The following is a 26893-nucleotide window of genomic DNA, read 5'->3' as shown; positions in this document are numbered from 1 at the left end:
AAAAAAGGTTCATCGCGGCTTTCCGGGGAAAGCCGCTTTTATCTTTAGAAAGAAGTAATCGATATCTCGGTAACCGTAGCCCATTCGTTTGATTAACTTTATCTTGTTGTTTATCCCTTCTAGCGTACAGGTGTTGAGTGGGTACCTTGCAGAAGCAACTATGCCATGAAGGTACGGTTTGAGCTTTCTCGCGAAGTCCATTAGTGGTTTGATCCCGCTTTCTTGAACTTGCTCCCACCATATGTCCCACAAGCCTTCCGCTTCGCTCTCTGACTGGCACCGCCATAACTCTTTAAGCTGAGAGCCAAGTAAATACGTCACCATTAAGTCCTTGTTCATACTCAGTATCTCATTTAGATAACTCTCCTGCTTACTGTCTAAATTGCCTCTGTTTTTGAGGAGAACCCAGCGTGAACGTTTAATCCATTGACGTGCTTTCCTGTCTTGTTTAAGTCGATTAGCTTGGTCAACTCTGACTCTATCCATCACTTCTCGTCCAAATTTGGCGACTACATGGAATAAGTCGTACACAATGCGGGCGTTAGGACAATGCTGCTGCACTTCGAGGTCGAAAGCCGTATTCATATCCATCGCAACCGCTTCTATGTTCTGGCCATGCTTACCGAGTAACTCGAAAAAAGGACGGATATCTTTTCGGCTGCGTCCGACGCCTATCCAAAGTACTTGATGCGTCTTTGCATCCGCGATAACAGTGGCATAACGATGTCCCTTGAAGAGGGCAAACTCATCCATAACAAGCTGTCGCAGCTCCGCTCAGTTAACCTCTGGCACTACATTTTGCAGCCGGCGCTTATCTATCTCCTTGACGGTATGCCAATGAACACCCGTCATTTGGGAAATATGTTTGATAGGGAGAAGAGGCAGCAACTGTTCAATATAACTACGCAAGCGGTTAGTAAGACGGGCAAAAAGGTTCAAGCCAAGAAATAGATTCGGTTTTGATACCGCAGTCAGGGCACTTGATACGCCTTGTTTGTAGGTGCAGCTCGACAGGTACGCCAAGAATCATCGCTTCCTTAATGGTGCGCCACTGATAATCATGTATGGCTTGAACATGTTGCCCACATGCACATCGAGCAGTCGTACTGGGTTTGAGAGTAATCGTGATAAGAGAAGACGTTTGTACAGACTTTACGACATGAAAGCCTTCCCAGAACGATGATAGGAAAGTATTATTCGGCATGAAAACGGTAGTTTGTGCAAGGTTGTGTTTGGCGATGTAACCTTATCACTTACTACCGTTTTTGTTTTAAGTCCCCGCTAATCCGCGATGAACCTGAAAAAAGCCTCTCCGAAGAGAGGCTTTGTAGGAATCATTCACCATCTTGCTGATGGATATACGATTATTTTTGCGGACGCATCGCTGGGAATAGGATAACGTCGCGAATGGTGTGCGTGTTAGTAAATAGCATCGCTAGACGGTCGATACCAATACCTTGACCCGCTGTTGGTGGTAGACCATGTTCTAGTGCAGTAATGTAGTCTGCATCGTAGTACATCGCTTCGTCATCACCCGCGTCTTTCGCATCAACCTGTGCTTTGAAGCGCGCGTCTTGGTCTTCTGCATCGTTAAGCTCAGAGAAACCGTTCGCAACTTCACGGCCACCGATAAAGAACTCGAAGCGGTCAGTGAAGAATGGGTTATCATCGCTACGACGCGCCAGTGGAGAGATATCTGCTGGGTAGCCAGTGATAAACGTTGGCTGGATTAGCTGAGGCTCAGCTGTCTCACCAAAGATCTCTTCTAGAAGCTGACCACATGTCCAGAACGTCTCAACCTCAACGTGTACAGATTTCGCAATCGCTACCATCTTGTCACGGTCAGTGAGATCTTCTTCTGTTAGCGCTTGGATTTCAGCGTGGTCTGGGTTGTAGTGTTTGATCGCTTCGAACATGCTCATGCGAGCGTAAGTGCCACCAAACTCTACAGTTTCGTCACCGTAAGGCATAGACGTTGAACCTAGAACATCCATCGCTACCGTGCTTAGCATCTCTTCAGTGAGATCCATCAGATCTTTGTAGTCAGCATACGCTTGGTAGAATTCCATCATAGTGAATTCTGGGTTGTGACGTGGCGATAGACCTTCGTTACGGAAGTTACGGTTGATCTCGAATACGCGATCAAAGCCACCAACCACTAGACGTTTTAGGTAAAGCTCTGGTGCAACACGTAGGTACATGTCGATATCAAGCGCGTTGTGGTGCGTGATAAATGGACGTGCAGTCGCACCGCCAGGGATCACGTGCATCATTGGCGTTTCAACTTCTAGGTAGCCTTTTGAGCTCATGAAGTTACGAATTGCCGATACAAGCTTAGAGCGAATGATGAACGCGTGACGAGAGTCTTCGTTAACGATTAGGTCAACGTAACGCTGACGGTAACGCATCTCTTGGTCAGTGAGACCGTGGAACTTCTCTGGTAGTGGACGAAGTGCTTTGGTTAGCAACTCGTACTCTTCCATGTTCACGTAAAGATCGCCTTTACCAGACTTGTGCAGTGCACCTTTCACACCGATGATGTCACCGATATCAAGGCCTTGGTATTTCTCTTTTAGCTCTTTTTGAACATCTTTTGCTGCGTATGCTTGGATACGACCAGACGTTTCTTGAATCGCTAAGAATGGACCACGCTTAGCCATAACACGGCCTGCAATTGCCACTACGTGGTTTAGCTCTTCTAGCTCTTCTTTCGTCTTCTCACCAAATTCCGCTTGAAGGTCGCCAGCTAGGTGCTCACGACGGAAATCATTTGGGTGGCCGTTCGCTTTGCAGCTTTTACGGATGTGATCCAGCTTGCTACGACGCTCAGCGATTAGCTTATTCTCTTCTTGTGCGTTTTCGTTTTGAACAGCATCAGTCATTTTTCGATGTATCCTGTTTTAAAAGTGGTGAAAAGCTTACAGGCCTGATTTTAGGCTAGCTTCGATAAATTTGTCCAAGTCGCCATCAAGAACCGCTTGAGTGTTGCGATTTTCAATGCCAGTACGCAAGTCTTTAATGCGTGAATCATCAAGTACGTAAGAGCGAATTTGGCTGCCCCAACCGATGTCAGATTTGGCATCTTCGTTCGCTTGCTTCTCTGCATTTTGCTTTTGCAGTTCATGCTCGAACAGTTTTGCACGTAGCTGTTTCATCGCTTGGTCTTTGTTTTTATGCTGAGAACGATCGTTCTGACACTGAACTACGATGTTAGTAGGAACGTGGGTAATACGAACCGCAGATTCCGTGGTGTTAACGTGCTGACCACCCGCACCAGACGCGCGGTATACGTCGATACGAAGATCAGACGGGTTGATCTCGATATCAATGTTGTCATCAATCTCTGGATAAACAAACGCAGACGCAAATGAAGTGTGACGACGGCCGCTTGAGTCAAATGGTGACTTACGAACCAGGCGGTGAACACCCGTTTCAGTGCGCAGCCAGCCATAAGCGTACTCGCCTGATACCTTCACAGTTGCGCCTTTAAGGCCAGCAACTTCACCTTCTGATACTTCGATGATTTCTGTCTTGAAGCCTTTCGCTTCTGCCCAACGAAGATACATACGTAGCATCATGTTGGTCCAGTCTTGCGCTTCCGTACCACCAGAGCCCGATTGCAAGTCGATGTAGCAATCTGACGCATCGTGATCACCGGCGAACATACGACGGAACTCAAGCTTCTCTAGCTTGGCTTCCAGTTCAGCAAGTTCTGGTTCAATTTCATCGAAGGTTTCTTGATCTTCTTCTTCAACCGCAAGCTCTAGAAGACCGTCTACGTCTTCTACACCTTGGTCAAGAAGGTCGATGGTTTCAACAACCGCTTCCAATGAGGCACGCTCTTTACCTAGTGCTTGCGCACGCTCAGGCTCGTTCCATACATCCGGTTGTTCAAGTTCTGCGTTGACTTCTTCTAGACGCTCTTTCTTAGCGTCATAGTCAAAGATACCCCCTCAGGATATTCGTGCGTTCAGACACATCCTGTAGGCGGTTTTTGATAGGATTGATTTCAAACATATTTGCTCAGCATTTATGAGTAGAATTTAACCGCAGAATTCTACTCAAAAATGTGACGAAGATACAGGAAAATATCGATTTTCCTTGACCTATTTCATGAGCCCCTAGCGAGGCTCAATATGGTCGACCATCAGTTGTAATGACTGGTTTCCACGAAACTCGTTGATATCCAGTTTATAGGCAAGGGTGACGGTTTTTACTGAGGCATCTGGCCAGCGTCGCAAATCCACATTAAAGGCGATAGCATCCAGCATAATATTGGTGCCAAACCCTTTGTGCATGGGCTCGACCATCAGCTTAAGATGCTTCTCACCAACCAGTTTTTGATGCAGCACCTTAAACTCACCATCGAAAACAGGATCTGGGAAGGCTTGTCCCCATGGACCACCAGCGCGAATCTGTTCTGCGGTGTGCATAGAAAACTCTTCTGGTGTTAACTCACCGTCTGACAAAATAATACCTTTTAACGCGGTATCACCAAGCTCTTCTCGCACCACTTGATCAAACAGCTGGCTAAAGCGCTCAAAGTCTTTCTCCATAATGGTAAGACCCGCTGCCATCGCATGGCCACCGAACTTCAAAATTAACCCTGGGTTTTGCGTATCAATTCTGTCGAGTGCATCGCGCATGTGCAAACCTTGAATCGAGCGACATGAGCCTTTGATGGTGCCCTCGCCGCCATCTGCAAACGCAATCACGGGGCGGTGAAATTTATCTTTGATTCGAGATGCTAGGATACCAATCACGCCCTGATGCCAATCTCGCTGAAACAGCGCTAAACCATAAGGCAGCTCTGATTTGTCACTGATTTGCAAACGCTCACAAAAAGCCAGAGCCTCTTGCTTCATTCCTTCTTCGATATCTTTTCGGGTTTGGTTAAGACCATCGAGTTCACTCGCCATACGGCGCGCGGCATGGATGTTATCCGACATGAGTAGCTCGACGCCAAACGACATATCGTCCAAGCGACCCGCTGCGTTAATACGCGGCCCCAGCGCAAAACCGAAATCAGCCGCCACCAGTTTTCGCGCATCACGTTTTGCAATCTCAATCAGAGCTTGAATACCCGGTCTGGCCTTGCCCGCACGAATACGTTGTAGTCCTTGGTGCACCAAGATACGGTTATTCTCATCCAAAGGAACAACGTCAGCGACCGTGCCAAGTGCCACCAAATCGATAAGCTCCATGAGTTTAGGCTCAGCCATACCCTGCTCAGCAAACCAGTTGCGCTTTCGCATATAAACGCACAGTGCCATCATCAGATAAAATGCCACCCCAACGCCTGCCAGCGCTTTGGATGGGAAACCACACTCATTGAGGTTTGGGTTTACCATCGCATCAACGTTAGGTAACTCAGAGCCAGGTAAGTGATGATCCGTAACCAACACCTTGATGTTATTATCTTTGGCATATTGAACACCTGAGATAGAAGACACACCATTATCGACCGTCATGATCACTTCAGCACCAATCTCAATCGCCTGATCGACGACCTCCGGGCTCAAACCATAGCCGTCCTCAAATCGGTTAGGTACCAAATAGTCAACATTGCGACTCCCGAGCATACGCAAAGCCAGTACTGAAAGCGCCGAACTTGTCGCACCGTCAGCATCAAAGTCTCCAACCACAATAATGCGCTTTTGCTGCTCAATCGCCTCAAATAACAGTGCAACGGCGGCGTCAATACCCGCCAATTGTTGGTAGGAGTGTAACCCTTTGGCGGCTTTTTCTAGTTGAGAAGCATCAGAGACTCCGCGACTGATGTATAAGCGGCGCAGCAAAGCAGGAATGGAATCTGGAAGTGCAGAAATATCGACTTCAGGACGACGTTGGATTTCTATCATAAAGTGTATTGGGCCCCGTAATCGGAGCCCTTATCCTAGTTCTTATTTGATTTGTTCTAGACGTTTAATCAGGTCTGCCGGTGGAAGGTAGCCACCCACCATTTCGCCGTTTGGCAAGAAGATCGCTGGCGTACCGCTAATGCCCAGTTCACGGCCAAGGTTGTAGTGCTTTGTAACCGTATCTTGGCACTGTTTAAGATCACCATCGAATGTCGCTTCTTTGCGATTCACTTTTGCATCGTGCATCGCCGCAGCTGGGTCGTCTGAACACCATATCTTAGCCATTTGCTCTGCCACTGAACCCGTTGCACCTTGGCGAGGGTAAGCTAGGTAACGGACTGTGATGCCTAGATCGTTATAGCCTTCCATTTGACTATGCAGGCGAACGCAGTATCCACACGTAATGTCGGTGAAGATAGTCACCACGTACTTTTCGTCTTTGGCTTTATACTCAATCACACTGTCAGAAAACGCAGCGATTTTCTCTGCGTTGATTGGCGCTTGGCGCTCAGCAATCACGTCTTTGTAATTACCTTCTGCATCAATGGAATAAAGCGTACCCGCAATAAAATGGTCACCTGTAGGGGAAGCAAACAGAATGCCTCCTGGGGTTCTCACTTCCATTAAACCTGGGATATCAGACGGGACGATCTCGGAAATCTCAATACCAATTTTGGCAAAACGATCTCGAATCGCCGCTTCATCTGCCTGAGTGCTCACCTCTGCTGCGACCGCCGCTGGCACTGGCGCGGCTTGAGTAGCTTGCGTCTCTTCAGCTCCGCAAGCTGTTACGAAAAATGGCAGAGAGAGTAGAGTTAAGCGGCGTAGTACGCTCATTAAAATCACCTTTGTATAGAAAACGTTAAATTAAGCCCTTGGATGATGCTGGCTATGAATGTTCTTCAATCGCTCTGTTGCTACATGAGTATAAATTTGTGTCGTAGATAAGTCACTATGCCCCAATAACATCTGTACGACACGCAGATCTGCGCCATAGTTCAAAAGATGCGTCGCAAAAGCGTGTCGCAACACGTGAGGCGACAACAATTCGGTATCAATATCCGCCAGCACAGCATAGAACTTAATACGATGCCAGAAAGTTTGCCGGGTCATTTGTTTGGCGCGCTTGCTCGGAAAGACCACGTCTGACGTTTTCTCGCCAAGAAGTAACGGACGTCCTTTTTCAATAAACTCCGAGATCCAATCGACTGCATTTTCTCCCATTGGGACCAAACGCTCCTTGTTGCCCTTACCGACCACACGCACCACACCTTGTCTCAGACTGATGTTTTCCATGGTCAGACTGACTAACTCGGTGACACGAAGTCCCGTCGCGTAAAGAAGCTCTAGCATGGCTTTGTCGCGAAGCTCAATCGGGTCGTTAGGATCTGGCGACTCCAACAGAGCGGTAACTTGCTCCTCGGTGAGGTCTTTAGGCAGACGCTTCGGGAGCTTCGGGCTAACCAATAGAGCGGTGGGATCATCGGAGCGAAGCTTTTCCCTATGAAGATATTGGAACAGGCGACGAATCGCAGACAGCATCCTAGCTCGTGAGCTTTGTTGGTAGTTCTGATCCGTCAGCCACGTTTGGTACTCCTGCAAGCCAGATAAACTGATGAAATCCAACTTGTAGTTGTGTTCATACATCCACTTCAATAACTTAACCAGGTCATTTCGATAAGATGCCAGGGTGTTTTCTGACAATCCTCGCTCCATCCACATGGAATCTAAGAATTGTTCCACTAGCCCCTGATCTTGGATATTCACGTCGCTCACGACTACCTCTTGGATGTTTATACAGTACTTTCAACAGAGTAAGCGAGAAAAAACAAGAATGCTATAAAAAACAGCAAGCAACTCAATAAGCGCTGCAAAGATGGGCGAATTCAGAGTAGAATCACTGCCACTCATTACAACAGCGATACAGTGAAGTTATGAAAATAGGTCTATTTTACGGTTCATCAACCTGCTACACCGAGATGGCGTCAGAAAAAATACGCGAGATCATTGGTCCAGATATCGTGGACATATTTAACGTAAAAGACACACCTATTTCCAAGATGAGCGACTACGATCTACTTATCTTAGGGATCTCTACATGGGATTTCGGCGAACTCCAAGAAGACTGGGGCGGGATATGGGATCAAATCGGTGGCGTGTCACTAAGCGGCAAGGTCGTGGCATTATTCGGCTTAGGCGATCAAGAAGGCTATGGCGAATGGTATCTGGATGCAATGGGAATGCTTCATGAAGAGCTTAAGCCAACAGGTGCGCAGTTCATTGGCTACTGGGATAACCAAGGCTATGAGTTCGAGGCGTCTAAAGCACTGACCGAAGATGGTAGCCAGTTTGTCGGTCTCGCTCTAGACGAGGACTCACAATATGAGCTGAGTGATGAGCGTATCGCCACTTGGTGCGAACAGATCCTCGTCGAGTATCAGCAAACCCTTTAAATTTGAATGACAAAAAAACGGCGCCTATCAAGGCGCCGTTTTTATATTGATACATCGTAGATTAAGCTGCTTCTTGTTCTAGCTTTTCATCGTTACGACCTACAAAGCACATACAGATGATAGCGGCAACCGTTGGCATTACCCAGCCCATACCAACGCTAAAGAGTGGCAATGCATTAAAGAATGACACATCAATACCCGTTACTTTTGCTGCATCAATCATAGCGAACGACAGAGACACAAGAATAACCACGCGGTAAGCCAATTTCGGGTTTGCTAGGTACTTGCGAGCAAATGTCAATGCCACTAGGGCAATGGCAACCGGATAGAGTGCGAACAGTACTGGTACAGACAGAGAAATCAGCTGAGCTAGACCGATGTTTGCTACAACCGCACACGCCACGCCAATGATAACGACCCATTTCTGATAGCTGATTGACGTTAGCGAGCTAAAGTAATCTGAACATGCAGAGATAAGACCAATCGCCGTCGTCAAACAGGCCAATAGAACAATAACAGACAGAACAATCTGACCATATGGACCAAACAGAGCCTGCACATACTGACTTAAGATAGCGCCGCCATTATCCGCACCCGCTGCAACCGTTGCACTGGTTGCGCCCAAGTAGAACAAAGAGATGTAAACAAATGCCAGACCCGCAGCTGCGATGAGTGCAGAGCTGATAAGGTACTTAGTGGTCGCAGCTTGCTCAGTAATGCCTTTCTTGCGCAGCGCATCGACAATCAACATACCAAACATCAACGAACCAAACGTGTCCATTGTGTTGTAACCCTCAAGGAAACCTTTTGTTAGAGGCTGACTTAGGTACTCGCCAACCGGCGCAATCATCTCGCCTTGTGGGTCAATAAACACCGCCCCCGCCAAAACAATCAAACCGATAAACAATACCGGAGTTAACACCTTACCGATTACATCGATCAACTTACCCTGTGACCATGCAAATGACATCGCTACTGCAAAGAACAAGATTGAGAAAATCGTGAGGTGCATTTGCGCCGCATCAGCAAAGAATGGACGAATGGCCATTTCATAGGCCACAAGACCTGTACGCGGAGCTGCGAAAGCTGGACCAATAATAATAAAGATAAGGACAGCGATTAGCGTTGCTGCTTTCTTCGGCAGATCTTTCGTAAGGTGCTCCCAAGAGCCCCCTGCCACTGCAACAGCAATAATGGTAATAAGAGGAAGACCTACTGCAGTGAGAAGAAAGCCAGTCATGGCTGGTAGCAGGTTTTCACCCGCCAATTGACCCGCTAGAGGTGGGAAAATGATGTTGCCCGCGCCTAGGAAAAAAGCAAACAGCATAAAGCCGACTGCTATAATATCTGTTGTTTTTAACGTCTGTTTCACAGATATGCCCTTACTTGTTATGTTGTGTCTGCCGCAGCACTCTTAGTTGCCACGTAAAATTAGGCTGGCATGATGAACAATCGATGATTAATAAGCAATAGAAGCGGCAATAAACACCACATTAATTTGTTGTTACAGTTAATTGGCAGTTTGATCCACTAGTTTTAAACTAAAAGGTAAATTTTTATCTTGATCATTTTCTCACACACATTGCTTACATACAGAGCATTTCACTACTCAATAATTTAACAATAGTGACAAACCCTTAAAAGCAAACGATTAACAAAATAAACTATGACTTGTAGCACGACAAAAACCAAAGGCTTTCAATTCAAGCAGTTCTCTATACACGATGGCAACTCAGGAATGCCTGTTAGCACTGATGGTGTTTTACTGGGGGCATGGGCAAGGTTTCATTCATCTGACACCCTATTGGATATTGGTACCGGCACCGGACTACTGACCTTGATGCTCGCCCAGCGATTTATCGATTCAGTAATCACTGCTGTCGATATCGATGAGACTGCCATTGTCGATGCAACCTATAACATTCAGCAGTCACCATGGCACAAACGCATCACTGTGCTCCACTGCGATATATTGGCGCAACCATTTGAACACCGTTTCGATGGCATCATCTGCAATCCGCCGTACTTCAATAGCGGAGAGACTGCGAAAAATAGCCAGAGAGCAACCGCCAGACACACACATACCCTCTCCCATGAGCACTTGCTTGATCGTTGTGACAAGCTCCTCAGTAAAGAAGGAAGTGCGAGTTTTGTGCTACCTAAAGTCGAGGGGGAGCAATTCATCACGCTTGCCAAGCGCAAAGGCTGGCACTTGAATCGAATTTGCTATGTACAGGCAACCATCAACAAGCCATGTAACCGATTACTGTTTACGCTGAAAAAGCACTCTGAAGCCTATGATGAAGAACACCTGATTATTCACAGCGCATCTGGCGGATACTCAGAGGACTTTATTGCCCTAACCAAAGATTTTTACCTTAAAATGTAAGTGCGCCGCGCCTCGGTTTGAGTATAATAGCCGCCCTACTTTTTCCCTGATCGATGTTTTTTTGCTCAGGGGCAACCTACGTCTTGTGGAGACACTACCGTGATCAGAACCTTTGCCGAACTAGATTTAGATCCAATCCTTTTAGAAGCGATTGAAGAAATGGGCTTTAGCCGCCCTACCGAGATCCAGGCTCAGGCTATTCCACAAGCATTGGATGCACGTGACATTCTCGCTTCAGCGCCAACAGGCACAGGTAAAACGGCCTCGTTTGCTATTCCTGCAATTCAATACTTGCTCGACTTCCCTCGTAAAAAAGCCGGCCCTGCACGTATTTTGATTCTGACTCCCACTCGTGAACTTGCGATGCAGGTAGCAGAGCAGGCAACAGCGCTGGCGAAATACACTCGACTTAAAGTCGCAACCATCACGGGCGGTGTTACCTATGACTCACACGCCTCCACACTTGCCGAGACTCAAGATATCGTCGTAGCGACGCCAGGTCGTTTGATGGAGTATATCGAAGCAGAGCGCTTTGATTGTCGTGCCATTGAATGGTTAGTATTGGATGAAGCAGACCGCATGCTAGATCTGGGCTTTGGCCCAACGGTTGATCGACTATCAGCAGAATGTCGCTGGCGTAAACAAACACTGCTTTTCTCAGCGACGCTAGAGGGACGCGGTGTCGAAGGCTTTACAGCTGATCTTCTAAAAGAGCCTGCTGAACTCGAAGCACAGCCATCGACGCGTGAGCGCAAGAAGATCACCCAGTGGTATCACCGTGCCGATGATGCCGCGCACAAGCTTAACCTGCTCAAACACATCCTGACCGAGCAAGCTCAGCGCACCATAGTGTTCGTCAAAACCCGTGAGCGCCTTGGTGAACTGCGCCAGCAACTCGATAGTGCTCAGATCCCATGTTCTTGGATCCAAGGTGAGATGCCGCAAGATCGCCGTAACAACGCCATCAGCCGTTTCCGCGATGGCAGTGTTAACGTACTGCTTGCAACCGACGTTGCTGCTCGCGGTATCGACCTGCCGGATGTTTCGCACGTGATTAACTACGACTTACCACGCAGTGCTGATATCTATCTGCACCGCATCGGTCGTACGGCTCGTGCGGGTAAGAAAGGCATCGCGATCTCTATCGTCGAAGCACATGACCAGCCAATGATGGATCGTGTCGGCCGTTATACCAAAGAGACCATCAAAGAGCGCTTCATCGACGGCATGCGCCCAACGCATAAAAAGCCAGTCTTTAAGAAGAAAAAGCCGAAAAAAGACGATAAGAAAAAAGCGGTGAAGAAAAAGAAAAGCGCTAAGAAGAAATAACGAGCGCGCTACTCTAGATATAGCTCTATCAAATAATAACTACACAACTAGGTATGTTGTAGTCCCTAATATGCGTCATCCCCTTGAAAAAGGGGATCGTTCACCGCAAGTGACTCACTTAATTTGAGAGCGACACTCGCGGCCAGAGATCCTCACTTTCGTGAGGATGACGAAGTATAATTTGAGCATGACGAGATATACCGCGAGCATTAGCTAGTTACTTCTGCTTTATCTCGACTCCACTAATCACTGCTCTTCGCGCTTAAACACCAGTTCCGTCGCCGTCGATTCTTCTTCAACAAAGTAGTAGCCCGCAACATCGAATGCCGTCAGTTTATCAATCGAATCAACACGGTTCTCGATAATGTAACGTGCCATCATACCGCGCGCTTTTTTAGCGTAAAAACTGATAACCTTGTATTGGCCGTTCTTACAGTCTTTGAATACCGGCGTGATCACCTTGCCATCGAGCTGCTTTGGCTTAACTGCCTTGAAGTACTCATTCGATGCTAGGTTGATCAGTACATTGTCACCCTGTGCATTAAGTGCATCATTGAGTTTATTGGTGATAATGTCGCCCCAGAATTGGTACAGGTTAGTGCCACGCTCGTTGGCAAGCTTAGTGCCCATTTCTAAACGATAAGGCTGCATCAAGTCCAATGGCTTAAGCAGACCATAAAGGCCAGAAAGCATGCGTAAGTGCTGCTGAGCATAATCAAAGTCATCTTCAGACAAGCTTTCTGCTTCCAGTCCAGTGTAAACATCGCCTTTAAATGCAAGGATAGCCGGACGAGCATTCTCTGTCGTAAACGTTTCGGACCACTCTTCAAAACGCGCCACGTTCAAGCCTGCAATTTTATCGCTCACCTTCATCAATGCAGAGACATCGGCAGGGGTGAGCTTGCGACACTCTTTAATAAGCTCAGCAGAATGTTCAATCAACTCTGGTTGAGTGAATCGCTCAGTCGCAAGTGGTGACTCGTAATCAAGGGTCTTAGCAGGTGAAACAACAATAAGCATGACTTTACTCTTTTAATATTGGTTTGCTTCAGTATAAAAAAAGCCATGCACTTTCATCAACGAAATAGTGCATGGCTTAATCTATTTTTGAGATAGGTAAAAGCGATTACTTGTTCGCCGTTTCCTTAGTGTTATCCCAAATACCTTCTTCAAGCTGAGATTTCAGCTCTGGGTAGTCATTCGCATCAAAGGTCGGAACCTTACCTGCTTTCAGCTGCTGATTGTAGTCTTTCGCCAGCTTAATCACGATGCCCGACAGCAAGATAATCGCAATCAAGTTGACAATCGCCATCAGACCCATCGACACATCGGCTAGCGCCCAAACCATTGGCAGCGTAGCCATCGAACCGAACATCACCATACCCAATACAATAATGCGGAACACACCAAGACCCGCTTTGTGGTTGTGCTCTAGGAAAATCAGGTTGGTTTCTGCGTAAGAGTAGTTAGCAATGATAGAGGTAAATGCGAAGAAGAAAATCGCAACCGCAACAAAGATGCCGCCCCAATCACCAACCTGAGAGCTCAGCGCTCGCTGGGTCAGCTCGATACCCGTCACCTCACCATGTGGTACATACTCGCCTGACATCAGGATAATCGCCACAGTTGCGGTACAGATAACAATGGTATCCGTGAATACGCCTAGCATCTGAACGTAACCTTGAGATGCAGGGTGCGGCGGATATGGCGTTGCAGATGCTGCTGCGTTGGGCGCAGAACCCATACCCGCTTCGTTCGAGAATAGACCGCGCTTGATACCTTGAATCATAGCTTGAGCAATTGCGTAACCCAGACCACCAGCCGCTGCTTCTTGCAGACCGAATGCACTCTTGAAGATGTAGGCAAGGACTTCAGGCACCTTCTCGATGTTCATAAACATCACTACGAAAGCAAGAACAAGGTATGCCAAAGCCATCACAGGAACAATAAGCTCTGCCGTGCGAGCGATCTTACGTACACCACCAAAGATGACGAATGCAGAGATAAGTACAATCACCACACCGACAATCATTGGGTCAAAACCAAATGCAGTGTTCATCGCATTGGCGATAGCATTGGCTTGTACTGCGTTAAATACCAAACCAAAAGCGATGATTAGGAAGATAGAGAACAGCACGCCCATCCAGCGCATGCCCAGACCCTTTTCCATGTAGTAAGCAGGACCACCACGGTAGTTACCATCATCGTCTTTGGTTTTGTATAGCTGTGCTAGGGTACTCTCAGCAAACGAGGTTGCCATACCCAGCATAGCAATTAGCCACATCCAGAAAATAGCACCCGGACCACCAGCGGTTAATGCGACTGCAACACCAGCCATATTACCAGTACCAACACGCGCAGCTAGGCTTGTACAAAGAGCTTGGAAAGAAGAGATGCCTGCTGTGTCAGCTTTACGGCTGTTTTTCAGCACACTGAACATGTGACCGAAATGGCGGAACTGAATAAACCCGAGGCGTACTGTAAAGTAAATCCCCACACCCACGAGTAGATAAACCAGAATCGATCCCCAAAGTAGATCGTTCATTAAATTGATAACGTCTGTCACTTTAAACCTCACTTAAAGTTAGAGTCCGAGCTGCACTTCCAAGTGCGTCCTAAGTGCCATGGTTATCTCCATCCGTGAAGTTTTGTTAGTTTCTCTGTTTTTCACGGCAACTTAGCTTGTATTTCTTACCACTTGAGAACGGCATACAAGTCGGCGTATTTTTTGACGGGGCGGATTTTGCAGGCATGCCACGTAAAAATCAATACGCAATGATATGTATATATTTGTTATTTTTCACCATAAAATCACGAAAAGTTAACAGTTAGCAAAGCAATTAACTTTCAAAGCCGTTCCAAAACCACAACATTTCACCAACAACTAACAAGCATAGTCAGCGACAAGTCACTCTGCCGAGAAAACGCGAGCAAACCTTGTTAGCACAACGGCTAGCGCTTATTTTACAAAACGGAATACTTTTTACTCACTCTCAGGCAATGAGAACGTTTCTCGTAGCACGAACTCTCTACCCTACGGCTCCACTTGCACACGGTTTTAACAACATAGCACCACCAACTCTTTTTCGTTTTGTGATTCAAGCGGTTATTTTTTGCGCAACCGTTTGGCTCAAAAGTGTGAGATTGCGTTCAAAATGGCATAAAAGATTCATAATCACGAAACAAATGAGAAACATATCAAAGTTAATCTGCGTAAGAATATGGTACTTAAAGGTCTCCGTAGGGAGAACAACAAAAGTAGAGGTAGCTTATGGACGGCTTTGAACTGGAAGACATTGCGGAAATGGATGCACCGAGAGCCCGCGCGGGTCGCTCGAAACCTGTCAAAAGAAAGTGGCGCGAAATTGAAGCCATAAAAGACAGGCAGCGTCTGCAAAAAGAGCTCAACGATATGGATATCGGTTTGGACTTCTCATTGGATGATGTAGACCTTTAACCTATCCCACATTCAACATAGAATTTTCGGTAACGACGAGCCTGAAACGTCGCTGCTGATGACAACCAAAGCCCTCCTTAGCGAGGGTTTTGTCTTTTATACAGGTCATCTTTTTCTTACGTAAAAAAGAGAACTAATTGACGAAAGTCAAATGATAACTCATATCAATATCATTTACTCTGTATTTCTGCTCGCTATTGACCTACAATACGCCCTCGTTTCGAACGACAGCATCGCTTCGCTTTGGACATCACCCCAACACATTATCGGTACTTTCTAGTAACAGCAGAAGGCTATAGAAATGAACAAGACGGCTCTTCGTCTCACTTTATGCTCGCTACCATTGCTGACCATCAGCCATATGACGAGCGCGAACGATCTCAATAGTGCTCGCAATGTCGAAGCACAAACCATTACACAGAGCGCGCAAAGCCAAGCTCGTATCAACAAAAGCAGCGATAAGGCATTCGAACTGAAGTCTGACATTGCCATGCTTGAGCAAGAAGTTGCCAACCTAGAAGTCTACGAGCGTCACCTAAAAGCCGTCGTTGGTAACCAAGAAGAAGAGATGACGAGCATCAATGTTCAGCTCGAGCAAATCAGCGACACACGCCAAGGCGTCGTGCCTTTGATGTATCAAATGCTTGAAGGGCTTGAGCAGCACATTTCAAGCGACAAGCCAATTCGCCTAGATGTACGCCTTGCAAGACTGGAAGAACTAAAAGCACTGATGCCTCAAGCTGATGTCAGCGATGCAGAAAAATATCGTCGCATCCTTGAAGCCTACCAAATTGAAATGGACTACGGCATCAAGTTAGGCAGCTACCGTTCGCTTATTAATGTAGGCAGTGAAATTGAAGCTGAGCAGCTATACCTAGGCAGACTGTCACTGGTTGCTCGCAGCCTTGATAGAAACCAATACTGGACATGGGACAGCAATCAAAACAGTTGGGTTGTGGTTGACGCTGCGCTTGCTCCGCAAATCGATAAAGCCTTTGCGATTGCAAACAAACAAGCCTCGCCAGCTCTGATTGAGCTACCGGTTTCTCTACAGAAGGATCCAAGCTAATGCGTAAGACAGTATTGATGGCCGCGCTGATCGCATTTGGCTTCTCTCAACCAAGTATTGCTGCCGACTCACTGACGTCGAAAGCACAAACCGCACAGCAACAAGAAAAAGCCCACAACAGCGAACGTGAAGCCAAGTTCAAACAAGAAGAACAAACGCTAGCGGCACGCAAAGCGGAGCTAGAAAGCCGTAAAGCGCAACTTGAAGCAAGCATTGAATCACTTAGCAATGCGTTTTCTGACAATGAGCGCACGCTGGCTGAGCAGCAAAAGAAACTGCACCTTGAAACCGGCAGCTTGGGTGAACTATTCGGCGTCGTTCGCCAATCAGCGAAAGAACTTCAAGTTGAGCTAGAGCAATCTGTCGCTAATACCGAACAGCCTGAACAAATCAAAGCGATCGACGATATTGTTGCCGCTAAAAAGCTTCCTTCAATTCAAGAGCTGACGGGGCTTTGGAATGCTTACCAAGCGCAAATCGCCTCAAGTGCAACCTACGCTGACGTGAAAGTCCCATTTGTTAACGGCGCCGGTGAAATTACCGCGATTAACGCCACTCGATTGGGTAATTTTACTCTACTTGCAGAGCACGGTCCGGTTGATTGGGATGGCAAACTTGCCAGTGATTTCCCTCGCTTACCTAAAGAAGTCCCGACTTCAGCGGATACAGCGGGCATAGTAACAGGTCAAGCACCCGCTGTTATCGACCCTAGTCGCGGCGATATTTACAAGCAACTTGCTGATAACCCGACACTTAGTGAGCGATTCGCTCACGGTGGTATCGTCGGCAAAATCATCGCTGGCCTGTTCGCGATTGGTATGATCATCGCACTGTATCGTGCTGTGGTTCTCACTACGACAGAACAGAAAATCAAGAAACAGCTTAAGTCACCAGAAGTGCCAACTGATAACCCGCTAGGTCGTGTACTAGGCGTCTACAACAGCGAGAAACAACTGCACGTTGAAGCACTTGAGCTAAGGCTGCTTGAATCCATCATGGATGAGCAGCAGCACTTAGAACGCGGTTTGAGCATGCTAAAACTTCTCGCGGCCCTCGCGCCAATGCTAGGTCTGCTAGGTACAGTAACGGGCATGATTGAAACCTTCCAGGTGATCACTCAGTTTGGTAACGCCGAGCCGAGAGTCATGGCAGGCGGCATCTCAATGGCGCTGGTAACTACGGTACTGGGTCTAATCACGGCAATGCCACTGCTACTTGCTCACAACCTACTGAGCTCAAAAGCAGAAGCCATTCGCAACGTTCTTGAAAGACAAAGTATGGGTCTAGTTGCACAGCAAGCTGAAGCACAAACCATGGAGAGCAAGCAAGCGTATGCCGCATAACCTCTTCAGTTGGTTGCCAGGAAGCGAACACTTAAACCAATTTATGACGCAAGGTGGGCCAGTATTATGGTGGCTGGCCGCCGTAGTGTTCATATTCTGGGTGGTCGCGATTGAGCGCGTGATTTACTTTACCAAGATTTTCCCGTCAGAGCGCAAGCTCTGGGTTAATCAATGGGCTGCGCGCCAAGATCATTACTCTTGGTACGCACAATCACAGCGTAATTCCATGCTCAGCGAGGCAGAAAACAAACTCAAGCAAAACATAAACCTGCTGAAGTGCTTACTCAGTCTCTGCCCGATGTTAGGTCTGCTTGGTACTGTAACCGGCATGATCACTGTGTTTGATACGCTCGCAGCACAGGGCAGCGCGCAACCAAGACTAATGGCTGCAGGCATTTCAATGGCAACCATCCCTACTATGGCAGGTATGGTTGCAGCACTGTCAGGTATGCTTGCCTTTTCCCGTATTCAAAAATGGAGCAGCAAAAGCCTGCTTCAACTTGAGCAGTTGCTGAGAAGTGAACGCCAAAATAGCCATGTTCACGCTAGCAAGGCTGCGGATGGAGACTCACAATGAGATTAGGTCACCGAAGAAAACAAAATGAAGAAGCCAATATCGATATGACGTCCATGCTGGATATCGTCTTTATCATGCTGATCTTCTTTATCGTAACAAGCTCATTTGTTCGCGAGTCGGGTGTTGATGTTAATCGCCCACAAGCAAGCCACGCTGTGAGCCAGAAAGACGCCGGTATATTCGTTGCTATTACCTCTGCCAATGACATCTACATCGACAAACGTCGTGTGGATGTAGAACGTGTCCAAGCGACTATCGAGAAGCTACTACTCGAGCAGCCGAATGCCTCAATGGTGATTCAAGCTGACAAACACGCCTTCAACGGTACAGTCGTCGAAGTGATGGATAGCGCGAAAGGTGCAGGTGTCACTAAGATCGCCTTGGCAACGGAGAGTCCATAGATGATTCGAGTTCTTGCGAGCATACCGCTCGCAGCGGCGCTCGCGATTGCCCTATTCTCGTTTATGAGCTGGATGATCGATATCGGTCCCAAGTCCAAGCCTGATGAAAAGCCAAGACTAAGCTATGACTTGGTCATGGTAGAACCCGACAGTGAAACCGCGAGACGCCAACGTACATTGCCTGAGCCGCCAAAAATGCCATCGACGCCGCCTTCAGCAGCTGTCGTAGAACAAAGCTCGCAGGTATCCAGTGTACAAACGCCAAGCACGCCGCAGCTACCAAACATCTCGGTATCAACCTCGGTTGCCGGTGTTTCCTTGAATGCGCCAACCGTCCCTGACATTGGTCAGAACCAACAGGTCATGCCGCTACACCGTAAAGAGCCACGTTATCCACGTCGAGCTTTGCAGCGTAACATTCAAGGCTACGTCGTGATGTCATTCACTATCGATGAACGCGGTCGCCCAACGGATATTGAAGTGGTGGAAGCCAATCCGAAACGTATGTTTGAGCGTGAAGCTATGGTTGCTCTTAAGCAATGGAAATACCAGCCTATGGTGGTCAATGGCGAGGCGACGCCTCGTGTTGGTCAGACTGTGAAACTAGAGTTTAAGTTAAATCAATGAGTAAACGTTTATTGGCGCTCTCAGCCGTATTTCTTAGTGTGATAAGTGGCAACGCATTCGCCAACCAAGAGCTCGGTATGCGAACTGCTACTCAGGTATCTAAAGCGTATGAATTAGAGCAAGAAGAGAAGCTTGGCGAGGCAATCACCTTACTTGAAGGTTTGCAGCCAAACGCAAGCTTCGACCGCGCTTACGTTGCTCGTATGCTCGGTATCTACTACTGGCAAGCAGAGCAACCAGACAAAGCCATCACTCAGCTACAAATAGCCGTCGACACCAAAGCCTTTAAAGACGAACAAGGCTGGCAAACAGAGCGTATGCTTGCTGAGCTTATGCTGTCAGAAGATATGCCAGAAAAGGCGTTAGTTCATTTTGACAATCTCACTAAGACAGCTGAGAACTACGAAAAGCTATCGAAAGAGCAGATAACGGGAGTATGGTTAAACAAAGCTCGCGCTCACTACCTGCTCCAACAGTGGAGAACGCTGCTTGCCGCTATCAAACATTACCACCAGTTAGACAGCACACCGAAACTGCAACCACTGAGTCTGCAGCTGACTGCAGAAATGCAGTTGAACCATCTAAAGAGTGCAATCTTAACCACCCAGAAGCTACTCGCGCTACAGCCAGATAATCTAATGTGGTGGCAGCAACTTAGCTCTCTTTACATGCAGACTAAACAGTACAAGCTGGCGCTCGCAACACTCGTATCGGCAGAACGCGCTGGCATTGAAATACCTGATAACCTGCAATTGAGCAAGGCACAGCTTTATTCTCAGCAAGGTATTCCAGAGAAAGCGGCGCAGTCTTATGCGAACCTGCAGGTGAAAGAGACGGACATCGATACCATTATCAAACAGGCGAGACATTGGCAGATGGCTCGTGAGTGGTCAAGCGCTCAAACAGCTTGGCTCGCTGCGGCGAGACTCAATGCCAAATACTACGAAGAAGTGTCACGTCTTGAGTTGCAACAAGGGGACTTTAAGCAAGCTTTGAGCTCACTAGCGAAAGTTCAGGGCATGCCTGAACAGGAAAGATTACTCTTAGAAGCGCGTGCCTATGTGGGCTTGAAAGACTACGCGAAAGCGATCAAGGTTGCCGAACAGGCACACAGAGTCAAGCCAACGACACAGAGTGCAGATTGGCTGCAATACCTGCAACAGATGAGCCAAGCTCACTGATAATAGCGAAACTAAGCCGCTAAAATACACCTTGCGATGCTCGATTCCCTCTTTATGAGGGAATCGTCGTTTTTTAGAGCAGCTAAACACTCTCGAATTCGTTTTGTCTTACTCGCTGAGCCAGCTGTTTATATCGGTCGGCAATCGTCTCACCAAACACGGGGTCATCTTCCACTATCGTCCACTGGCTCTCTACTGCTTGCCAATCATGAGTGGTAAATCGCTTCTCTATCAAAGGTAAAACAGATTGCTCTTCAAGGTCTAAATGCTGCTTTTGATCTTGAATAAACTCAGACAACCTACCAATAAACAGCTCTTGAGGCACCACCGCATCGTGCAGAATCATCTCGACAATATCGAGAAACGAGTGGGTCTTGGCTGATAAAGCTTGATGGTCTGACTCTAAGTTATCGATCTGCTCCTGCGAGCCATACTTTTCGATAAAGTAATGATAGAGAATGTCTTCTTTCGGGTGGTGGATTTTTTCAGAGTGATTTGCGAGGTAATCGACAATCTCTTTGATCACCCCGTAATTGATAGGTTGCTCTTTTTCAAGTAAGTGCAATTTTCGATTTAAAATCGCGAGCAATCGCACCATATAGCCGTGCTCGCGCCTAATCCTTTCGATCATCATAGTCCTGCTCCCAATTTCCATACTCTTTATAAGTGTATAAGAGAATCAGGCGACGTGTTTTGATGGTGCTCGAAAAATCGCCAACTTAAAGAGAAAGCTAGTCGAGTACTGGCTGCCAATTGATAGCAGGCTTACCAAGCTCTTTTAGCAATTGGTTCGTCTTGGAAAAATGACCACAACCAAAGAAACCTCGACGCGCCGACAACGGCGATGGATGCGGCGCCGTCAATACATGATGCCTTTGACGATCGATCATCGCTCCTTTCTTTTGAGCATGCGCACCCCAAAGCAAGAATATGACATTCTCACTGTTTTGATTTAGCGCTTCAATCACTCTGTCGGTGAAGGTTTCCCAACCCAACTTGGCGTGAGAGTGTGCCTGCCCCTGCTCGACCGTGAGCACAGTGTTTAGAAGCAGTACGCCCTGGTCGGCCCAGCTTTTGAGATAACCATGCCCTGGGATCTCGAACTCAGGAATATCTTGAGCGAGTTCCTTGTACATATTGACGAGCGACGGCGGCGTCTTCACACCCGGAAGGACCGAGAAACAGAGACCATGCGCCTGATTGGGACCGTGATAAGGATCTTGACCAAGAATCACCACATTCACATCGGCAAATTCAGTAAATTGAAATGCATTGAACACATCGCTTGCTGGTGGATAGATGATTTTACCCGCGCCGCGCTGCTGCTCCACAAACTCAAGGGTTTGTTGAAGGTATGCTTGCTGTTTCTCTTTACCGATGACGTCTTGCCAGGTGAGTGTTGTCATTATCGTCCCCAAGATGGTGAAATCTGGGGCGTAGTCTATCACTCAATGGAGGGTCACCACTACTGTCATTTGGCTTTATGCCACGCACCTTTGACGCGTTTTTTGAACGTCGGTGCTGTTATCTAATGCGTCAGTTTATCAATGGTGCTGATTCTTCATCTGTGGCGTTCGGTAGTGCCCGTGACAATGAATATGACGGTTAGGACTTGGATAACGTGATGAACGTGTTGTACTTGGTCTTGGAGCAGCTGGACGAGTCATATGGCACCTACCTTATAAAGTCACAGAATTATGCAACATGCATGTAATTCATTATGAAAGAAAGATGCCAAAATGCTTAATAGAACAGCAAAAAAAGATCAATTAATTGCAAATAGTCTCAATTGCTGGATCTCATCGCACCAGATCTCAGGCTCGATTGTCTCTAAAATCAACGGGATAGCGTCAAACCTAGGATCTTTTGCAATATACTCAAAACAGTCCCATCCAATCTCACCTTTACCCAGCGATTGATGGCGATCGACCTTACCTGCTAAAGGTATCTTTGAGTCGTTTAGGTGCATAGCCCTTAAATAGTGCATACCTACAACACGATCGAACTCAGCAAACGTCGCCTCACACGCCTCTTTGGTTCTAAGGTCATAACCCGCCGTAAACGTGTGGCACGTATCAATGCAGACACCAACCCGCGATTTATCATCTACCTTATTGATAATGTGTGCGAGATGCTCAAAGCGCCAACCTAGATTCGTACCCTGCCCCGCCGTATTTTCAATCACGGCAATCACCTCAGGCACCGCTTGGTGAGCAAGATTGATCGATTCTGCAATCCTGTCCAGACACTCTTGTTCTGAGATCTTCTTCAAGTGACTACCAGGATGGAAGTTCAATAAGGTCAGCCCGAGCTGATGACAGCGTTCCATTTCATCAATAAACGCGGCGCGTGACTTTTCAAGTTTCTCTTGCTCTGGTGCGCCTAGGTTTATCAAATAAGAGTCATGCGGAAGAATTTGTTCCGCTCGGAAGCCGTATTTTCGACATTCCGCTTTAAAGTTTTGAATCACTTTTTCATCCAGTGGCTTTGCCACCCACTGACGTTGATTCTTGGTAAAAAGTGCAAAGGCATTGGCGCCAATCTCACTTGCTCTTTGTGGCACATTATCCACACCACCCGCTGCCGAAACATGCGCTCCAATAAATTTTTTCATGTCGTTTGATACCCGATCGAGATCACATTTTTAGAACTGTTATTTAGCGATCTTATACTTTCAGTTTGAGCTATGGAAACCCTTGATTTTAGGTATAGCGATGAACAAATAAACGTATTTTGTAGTTTTATTACAACAAAATAAGCATTCAAATAAATTTTAAATATTAAAATATCATTTTAAAGCACCATTTTTAAAGGTTTAGTTGACCTTAATCAAAAATTTAACCATGAAGTTTTTAATGTTTTTTGTTGTATTTTGATCTAAATCAATACTAAAATACCCACAACGAGTTATACATAAGCCAGCTCAACAAGATTTGAAAATTAACACCATATAAATGCCACTCTGAAAGTGGATTAGGAGATAGTGATGATTCAAGGTATCCAAATTACTAAAGCAGCAAACGACGATCTACTGAACTCAATCTGGTTGATCGACGGCGAGAAAAACGAAGCACGTTGTGTTGCAGCAAACGCTGGTTTTGAAGCTGACCAAGTTATCGCAGTTAGCGATCTAGGTGAGTACGAAAGCCGTGAAGTTGCTATCGAAGCTGCTCCAAAGATCGAAGGCGGTCAGCACCTAAACGTGAACGTTCTTAAGCGCGAAACTCTAGAAGACGCAGTAGCTCACCCAGAGAACTACCCACAGCTAACAATCCGTGTTTCTGGTTACGCAGTGCGTTTCAACTCACTAACACCAGAACAGCAACGTGACGTTATCGCTCGTACCTTTACTGAGTCTCTATAATTAGAGACGCTAAGTAAACAGATACTAAAAAACAGACGCGCAAGCGTCTGTTTTTTTATGCCTGTAAATCGGTATTCAGCCGATACAAAAAAACCTCCCGAAGGAGGTTTTTGATGCGCATTGAATAGTCACTGTAGTCTGTACTGTGTCGTCCCTGTGCAGGCAGGGATCTTCTCAAAGCGCCCTCACAGCATCGAAGTATTACTTCAGCGTCACGCGAGCAAACTTACGTTTACCCACTTGGTAAACCGCTTGGCCTGCTGCTGGTACTAGCTTAGTGTCTTCAACTTTTTCGCCATCGATCTTCACCGCACCTTGGCGGATCATACGCATAGCGTCAGACGTTGAGCTCACAAGGCCCGCTTCTTTTAGTAGGTTACCGATTGGAAGGCCCGCGTCGAAGTCGAACTCAGGCATCTCTTCTGGCATCGCACCTTTTTGGAAACGGTTGATGAACTCTTTTTCCGCCGCGTCAGCATCGGCTTCTGAGTGGAAACGAGCGATGATTTCTTTCGCTAGCAAGATCTTAACGTCACGAGGGTTTGCACCACCTTCAACGTCTGCCTTGAACTGGGCAATCTCGCCTAGTGGACGGAATGAAAGCAGCTCGTAGTAGCTCCACATCAAATCATCAGAGATAGACATGATCTTACCGAACATTTCTGATGGCGCTTCACTTACACCGATGTAGTTGTGAGCAGACTTAGACATCTTCTTCACGCCGTCTAGACCAACTAGTAGTGGCATAGTAAGCACAACTTGTGGCTTTTGACCGTGCGACTTTTGCAGTTCACGACCCATAAGCAGGTTGAACTTCTGGTCTGTACCACCAAGCTCTACATCCGTTTCCATCGCTACTGAGTCGTAACCTTGAAGCAGTGGATACATAAATTCGTGGATTGCGATTGGCTGGTTGTTGCCGTAACGCTTTTTAAAGTCATCACGCTCAAGCATACGAGCAACAGTTTGGTTTGCAGCAAGGCGAATCATGCCCTCAGCACCAAGCTCAGATAGCCACTCAGAGTTAAATGCAATCTTAGTCTTTGCAGGATCTAGGATTTTGAATACCTGCTCTTTATACGTTTCTGCGTTACGCAGTACGTCTTCACGAGTTAGCGGTGGGCGAGTCGTGTTTTTACCCGTTGGGTCGCCAACCATACCGGTGAAGTCACCGATCAGGAACGTCACGTCGTGGCCTAGGTCTTGGAATGCACGTAGTTTGTTCAAAATTACGGTATGGCCTAGGTGAATATCTGGCGCAGTTGGATCGGCACCCAGTTTAATGCGAAGAGGACGGTTCTCTTTTAGCTTCGCAATCAGTTCTTCTTCTGGAATTAGCTCGTCAACACCGCGTTTGATTTCAGCCAACGCTGCTTCAAGGTTCGCCATTCTTGTTCACTCCCACAGATTTGGCAAAAATATAATAGTTGGACATCTTACTTGAATAGCGATGTTTTTTGAAACCAGTTAGACTATTTGGTTTAGGAAATTTCAAAATAATGTTGAATTAAACGCTCATGGTCTCTGTTTTTAAGCGCTTGCCTTGGCTCCATCGCGCGCTCATCGCCTTTTTTAGTGCCATTATCGTCGTTGCACTGTTTCTGCCAGATATCTCAGAGCTGGATGATAGAAACGACCGACTCGAAATTGGCAAGCACTACTCGCTCTCCATAGATAGCGATGCATTCCCAATTGGTAATGCTGCACCACCGACCGTGGTATTAAAGTGGGAAGAGCATACCGTTCGCTCCGGTGAGAGTGCGGCAATTCTATTTCAACGTCTTGGTCTTTCTCCTCGCCTACTTCACGATCTTATCTATACCAACGACGATATTAAGCAGCAGCTATCGCGTTTGCGCCCCGGTGACAAGCTGACCTTTGGTTTTGACGAGAACAGCGACTTCGTGCAGCTAAAGCGCCGCATCAATGACTATGAGACTTTCAAGGTTACCAAAACCGATAAAGGCTTTGCCTCTAGTTGGGACAAAAAACAGGTCGACTACCAATACAATTATGCGCAAGCAGAGATCAGCTCAAACTTCTGGAATGCGGGAATTGGTGCAGGATTGACCGCCAACCAAATCATGGAGCTAGCCGGTATTTTTGGTTGGGATATAGACTTTGCGTTAGATATCCGCTCTGGCGACTACTTTAAACTACTGTATCAAGAGAAAGTCGTCGAAGGCGAAGTGATTGGCCGCGGTAAAATCATCGCCGCTATCTTTAAAAACCAAAATGACACGTTTACCGCCATCTTTGATGACAAAACAGGTAACTATTACGACGAGAACGGTCGAGCGATGAAAAAGGCGTTCTTGCGAGCACCACTCGACTTTAGGCGTGTAACGTCAAACTTCAATCCGAACCGTCGCCACCCAGTCACAGGTAAAGTTCGAGCTCACCGAGGCACCGATTATGCCGCTCCAGTTGGTACACCGATTTGGGCAGCAGGCGATGGTACGGTAATCAAATCTAGCTATAACCAGTTCAATGGTAATTATGTGTTTATCAAACACAGTAACACCTTTATTACCAAGTACTTGCACCTACAAAAACGTAAGGTAAAAACCGGGCAGCGTGTAAAGCAAGGACAGACAGTGGGTACACTTGGCGGCACAGGTCGAGTGACCGGTCCGCACCTCCATTATGAATTCTTGGTTAATGGCGTTCATAAGAATCCAAGAACGGTCAAGCTTCCACAATCTAAGTCTTTAACAGGCAAAGCGAAGCAAACCTTCTTGGCTAATGCGCAGAACCGCCTCAATACTTTAGACCGATACAGCGAACTGCTTTACGCCAACAACTAAAAAATCACAGCAACAAAAAAAGCCCCGAGCATTGC

At 47.0% G+C, this 26893-nt stretch carries 24 protein-coding genes and 1 pseudogene; 12 read left to right on the top strand and 13 right to left on the bottom strand.

Annotated elements, in window-relative coordinates; genetic code table 11:
* Positions 1-9: 9 nt before the first annotated feature.
* The 6 genes and pseudogenes from AC6I8U_RS02885 to xerD form a co-directional block, all read right to left on the bottom strand.
* Positions 10-1204, bottom strand: a pseudogene (locus AC6I8U_RS02885) (ISL3 family transposase).
* A 160-nt stretch (positions 1205-1364) separates the two neighbouring features.
* A complete protein-coding gene (gene lysS, locus AC6I8U_RS02880) occupies positions 1365-2882 on the bottom strand; it encodes a lysine--tRNA ligase (RefSeq protein WP_498017703.1) in 1518 nt (505 codons plus the stop codon).
* A 36-nt stretch (positions 2883-2918) separates the two neighbouring features.
* A protein-coding gene (gene prfB / locus AC6I8U_RS02875) for a peptide chain release factor 2 (RefSeq protein ID WP_156110994.1) occupies positions 2919-4017 on the bottom strand; the annotation gives its coding sequence in 2 pieces (ribosomal slippage) (positions 2919-3941 and positions 3943-4017; 1098 coding nt in all).
* 104 nt (positions 4018-4121) lie between these two features.
* Positions 4122-5861 (bottom strand): single-stranded-DNA-specific exonuclease RecJ, encoded by a 1740-nt coding sequence (recJ, locus tag AC6I8U_RS02870; RefSeq protein ID WP_498017702.1) that lies wholly within the window; start codon positions 5859-5861, stop codon positions 4122-4124.
* Positions 5862-5903: 42 nt separating this feature from the next.
* Positions 5904-6698, bottom strand: coding sequence for a bifunctional protein-disulfide isomerase/oxidoreductase DsbC (dsbC, locus tag AC6I8U_RS02865; protein ID WP_498017701.1), 795 nt, complete (start codon positions 6696-6698; stop codon positions 5904-5906).
* A gap of 30 nt (positions 6699-6728) precedes the next feature.
* The gene (gene xerD, locus AC6I8U_RS02860) at positions 6729-7583 is read right to left on the bottom strand and encodes a site-specific tyrosine recombinase XerD (RefSeq protein ID WP_498018307.1); all 855 of its coding nucleotides are present in this window, start codon (positions 7581-7583) and stop codon (positions 6729-6731) included.
* 212 nt (positions 7584-7795) lie between these two features.
* On the opposite strand from xerD, the gene fldB reads away from it, so the two are divergent.
* Entirely contained in the window at positions 7796-8314 is a 519-nt protein-coding gene (gene fldB / locus AC6I8U_RS02855; RefSeq protein WP_234495224.1) for a flavodoxin FldB, read from the top strand.
* A gap of 61 nt (positions 8315-8375) precedes the next feature.
* Here the strand turns inward: fldB and brnQ are convergent, their stop codons facing one another.
* Complete coding sequence (gene brnQ / locus AC6I8U_RS02850) at positions 8376-9686, bottom strand: branched-chain amino acid transport system II carrier protein (protein WP_042473523.1); 1311 nt, start codon at positions 9684-9686, stop codon at positions 8376-8378.
* 294 nt (positions 9687-9980) lie between these two features.
* Between brnQ and AC6I8U_RS02845 the strand changes: the two genes are divergently transcribed.
* Both AC6I8U_RS02845 and srmB read left to right on the top strand, forming a co-directional pair.
* A complete protein-coding gene (locus tag AC6I8U_RS02845) occupies positions 9981-10703 on the top strand; it encodes a tRNA1(Val) (adenine(37)-N6)-methyltransferase (RefSeq protein ID WP_498017700.1) in 723 nt (240 codons plus the stop codon).
* A gap of 99 nt (positions 10704-10802) precedes the next feature.
* A complete protein-coding gene (gene srmB, locus AC6I8U_RS02840) occupies positions 10803-12032 on the top strand; it encodes an ATP-dependent RNA helicase SrmB (RefSeq protein WP_234495222.1) in 1230 nt (409 codons plus the stop codon).
* 246 nt (positions 12033-12278) lie between these two features.
* On the opposite strand, the gene yaaA is transcribed toward srmB, so the two are convergent.
* Together yaaA and AC6I8U_RS02830 are read right to left on the bottom strand one after the other, a co-directional pair.
* A complete protein-coding gene (gene yaaA, locus AC6I8U_RS02835) occupies positions 12279-13052 on the bottom strand; it encodes a peroxide stress protein YaaA (protein ID WP_498017699.1) in 774 nt (257 codons plus the stop codon).
* A gap of 106 nt (positions 13053-13158) precedes the next feature.
* Positions 13159-14598: an alanine/glycine:cation symporter family protein gene (locus AC6I8U_RS02830; protein ID WP_498017698.1), complete on the bottom strand. Its 1440-nt coding sequence runs from the start codon at positions 14596-14598 to the stop codon at positions 13159-13161.
* Between the two features lie 705 nt (positions 14599-15303).
* Here AC6I8U_RS02830 and AC6I8U_RS02825 point away from each other — a divergent pair.
* From AC6I8U_RS02825 to AC6I8U_RS02795, 7 genes are all read left to right on the top strand, one after another.
* Positions 15304-15489, top strand: coding sequence for a DUF3545 family protein (locus AC6I8U_RS02825; RefSeq protein ID WP_234495219.1), 186 nt, complete (start codon positions 15304-15306; stop codon positions 15487-15489).
* Positions 15490-15790: 301 nt separating this feature from the next.
* Positions 15791-16558 (top strand): DUF3450 domain-containing protein, encoded by a 768-nt coding sequence (locus AC6I8U_RS02820; RefSeq protein WP_498017697.1) that lies wholly within the window; start codon positions 15791-15793, stop codon positions 16556-16558.
* Positions 16558-17901, top strand: a complete 1344-nt coding sequence (locus AC6I8U_RS02815) for a MotA/TolQ/ExbB proton channel family protein (RefSeq protein ID WP_498017696.1) — start codon at positions 16558-16560, stop codon at positions 17899-17901. Before AC6I8U_RS02820 ends, AC6I8U_RS02815 begins: the two co-directional genes overlap by 1 nt.
* A complete protein-coding gene (locus AC6I8U_RS02810; protein ID WP_498017695.1) occupies positions 17891-18478 on the top strand; it encodes a MotA/TolQ/ExbB proton channel family protein in 588 nt (195 codons plus the stop codon). The genes AC6I8U_RS02815 and AC6I8U_RS02810 overlap by 11 nt, the downstream gene beginning before the upstream one ends.
* A complete protein-coding gene (locus AC6I8U_RS02805) occupies positions 18475-18879 on the top strand; it encodes an ExbD/TolR family protein (RefSeq protein WP_042473501.1) in 405 nt (134 codons plus the stop codon). The genes AC6I8U_RS02810 and AC6I8U_RS02805 overlap by 4 nt, the downstream gene beginning before the upstream one ends.
* Positions 18880-19506, top strand: a complete 627-nt coding sequence (locus AC6I8U_RS02800; protein WP_128648266.1) for an energy transducer TonB — start codon at positions 18880-18882, stop codon at positions 19504-19506.
* Positions 19503-20687 carry a tetratricopeptide repeat protein gene (locus AC6I8U_RS02795; RefSeq protein ID WP_498017694.1) on the top strand — a complete coding sequence of 395 codons (1185 nt, stop codon included), beginning with the start codon at positions 19503-19505 and terminating at the stop codon, positions 20685-20687. Before AC6I8U_RS02800 ends, AC6I8U_RS02795 begins: the two co-directional genes overlap by 4 nt.
* Before the next feature lie 82 nt (positions 20688-20769).
* Here the strand turns inward: AC6I8U_RS02795 and AC6I8U_RS02790 are convergent, their stop codons facing one another.
* The 3 genes from AC6I8U_RS02790 to nfo all read right to left on the bottom strand — a co-directional run bounded on the left by AC6I8U_RS02790 (position 20770) and on the right by nfo (position 23301).
* The gene (locus AC6I8U_RS02790) at positions 20770-21321 is read right to left on the bottom strand and encodes a hemerythrin domain-containing protein (RefSeq protein ID WP_498017693.1); all 552 of its coding nucleotides are present in this window, start codon (positions 21319-21321) and stop codon (positions 20770-20772) included.
* Between the two features lie 97 nt (positions 21322-21418).
* Positions 21419-22096 (bottom strand): uracil-DNA glycosylase, encoded by a 678-nt coding sequence (ung, locus tag AC6I8U_RS02785; protein ID WP_498018306.1) that lies wholly within the window; start codon positions 22094-22096, stop codon positions 21419-21421.
* Positions 22097-22452: 356 nt separating this feature from the next.
* Positions 22453-23301: a deoxyribonuclease IV gene (gene nfo / locus AC6I8U_RS02780; RefSeq protein WP_498017692.1), complete on the bottom strand. Its 849-nt coding sequence runs from the start codon at positions 23299-23301 to the stop codon at positions 22453-22455.
* Positions 23302-23673: 372 nt separating this feature from the next.
* On the opposite strand from nfo, the gene grcA reads away from it, so the two are divergent.
* Positions 23674-24051, top strand: coding sequence for an autonomous glycyl radical cofactor GrcA (grcA, locus tag AC6I8U_RS02775; RefSeq protein ID WP_042473492.1), 378 nt, complete (start codon positions 23674-23676; stop codon positions 24049-24051).
* Between the two features lie 201 nt (positions 24052-24252).
* Here the strand turns inward: grcA and tyrS are convergent, their stop codons facing one another.
* Positions 24253-25440, bottom strand: coding sequence for a tyrosine--tRNA ligase (tyrS, locus tag AC6I8U_RS02770; RefSeq protein WP_042473489.1), 1188 nt, complete (start codon positions 25438-25440; stop codon positions 24253-24255).
* A 128-nt stretch (positions 25441-25568) separates the two neighbouring features.
* Between tyrS and shyC the strand changes: the two genes are divergently transcribed.
* The gene (shyC, locus tag AC6I8U_RS02765) at positions 25569-26858 is read left to right on the top strand and encodes a peptidoglycan DD-endopeptidase ShyC (RefSeq protein WP_446567773.1); all 1290 of its coding nucleotides are present in this window, start codon (positions 25569-25571) and stop codon (positions 26856-26858) included.
* The last annotated feature ends 35 nt before the right edge of the window (positions 26859-26893 follow it).

It is taken from the genome of Vibrio sp. KUL80 (genome assembly GCF_059725495.1).
The sequence above is the reverse complement of the archived record's forward strand: the minus strand, read 5'-3'. Positions and strand labels throughout refer to the sequence as shown.

What these genes read in the sequence shown, in the direction of transcription:
- lysS (WP_498017703.1), bottom strand. Translation starts at nt 2,882, where the DNA reads ATGACTGATGCTGTTCAAAACGAAAACGCACAAGAAGAGAATAAGCTA.
- recJ (WP_498017702.1), bottom strand. Translation starts at nt 5,861, where the DNA reads ATGATAGAAATCCAACGTCGTCCTGAAGTCGATATTTCTGCACTTCCA.
- dsbC (WP_498017701.1), bottom strand. Translation starts at nt 6,698, where the DNA reads ATGAGCGTACTACGCCGCTTAACTCTACTCTCTCTGCCATTTTTCGTA.
- xerD (WP_498018307.1), bottom strand. Translation starts at nt 7,583, where the DNA reads ATGTGGATGGAGCGAGGATTGTCAGAAAACACCCTGGCATCTTATCGA.
- fldB (WP_234495224.1), top strand. Translation starts at nt 7,796, where the DNA reads ATGAAAATAGGTCTATTTTACGGTTCATCAACCTGCTACACCGAGATG.
- AC6I8U_RS02845 (WP_498017700.1), top strand. Translation starts at nt 9,981, where the DNA reads ATGACTTGTAGCACGACAAAAACCAAAGGCTTTCAATTCAAGCAGTTC.
- yaaA (WP_498017699.1), bottom strand. Translation starts at nt 13,052, where the DNA reads ATGCTTATTGTTGTTTCACCTGCTAAGACCCTTGATTACGAGTCACCA.
- AC6I8U_RS02825 (WP_234495219.1), top strand. Translation starts at nt 15,304, where the DNA reads ATGGACGGCTTTGAACTGGAAGACATTGCGGAAATGGATGCACCGAGA.
- AC6I8U_RS02820 (WP_498017697.1), top strand. Translation starts at nt 15,791, where the DNA reads ATGAACAAGACGGCTCTTCGTCTCACTTTATGCTCGCTACCATTGCTG.
- AC6I8U_RS02815 (WP_498017696.1), top strand. Translation starts at nt 16,558, where the DNA reads ATGCGTAAGACAGTATTGATGGCCGCGCTGATCGCATTTGGCTTCTCT.
- AC6I8U_RS02810 (WP_498017695.1), top strand. Translation starts at nt 17,891, where the DNA reads ATGCCGCATAACCTCTTCAGTTGGTTGCCAGGAAGCGAACACTTAAAC.
- AC6I8U_RS02805 (WP_042473501.1), top strand. Translation starts at nt 18,475, where the DNA reads ATGAGATTAGGTCACCGAAGAAAACAAAATGAAGAAGCCAATATCGAT.
- AC6I8U_RS02800 (WP_128648266.1), top strand. Translation starts at nt 18,880, where the DNA reads ATGATTCGAGTTCTTGCGAGCATACCGCTCGCAGCGGCGCTCGCGATT.
- AC6I8U_RS02795 (WP_498017694.1), top strand. Translation starts at nt 19,503, where the DNA reads ATGAGTAAACGTTTATTGGCGCTCTCAGCCGTATTTCTTAGTGTGATA.
- AC6I8U_RS02790 (WP_498017693.1), bottom strand. Translation starts at nt 21,321, where the DNA reads ATGATGATCGAAAGGATTAGGCGCGAGCACGGCTATATGGTGCGATTG.
- nfo (WP_498017692.1), bottom strand. Translation starts at nt 23,301, where the DNA reads ATGAAAAAATTTATTGGAGCGCATGTTTCGGCAGCGGGTGGTGTGGAT.
- grcA (WP_042473492.1), top strand. Translation starts at nt 23,674, where the DNA reads ATGATTCAAGGTATCCAAATTACTAAAGCAGCAAACGACGATCTACTG.
- tyrS (WP_042473489.1), bottom strand. Translation starts at nt 25,440, where the DNA reads ATGGCGAACCTTGAAGCAGCGTTGGCTGAAATCAAACGCGGTGTTGAC.
- shyC (WP_446567773.1), top strand. Translation starts at nt 25,569, where the DNA reads ATGGTCTCTGTTTTTAAGCGCTTGCCTTGGCTCCATCGCGCGCTCATC.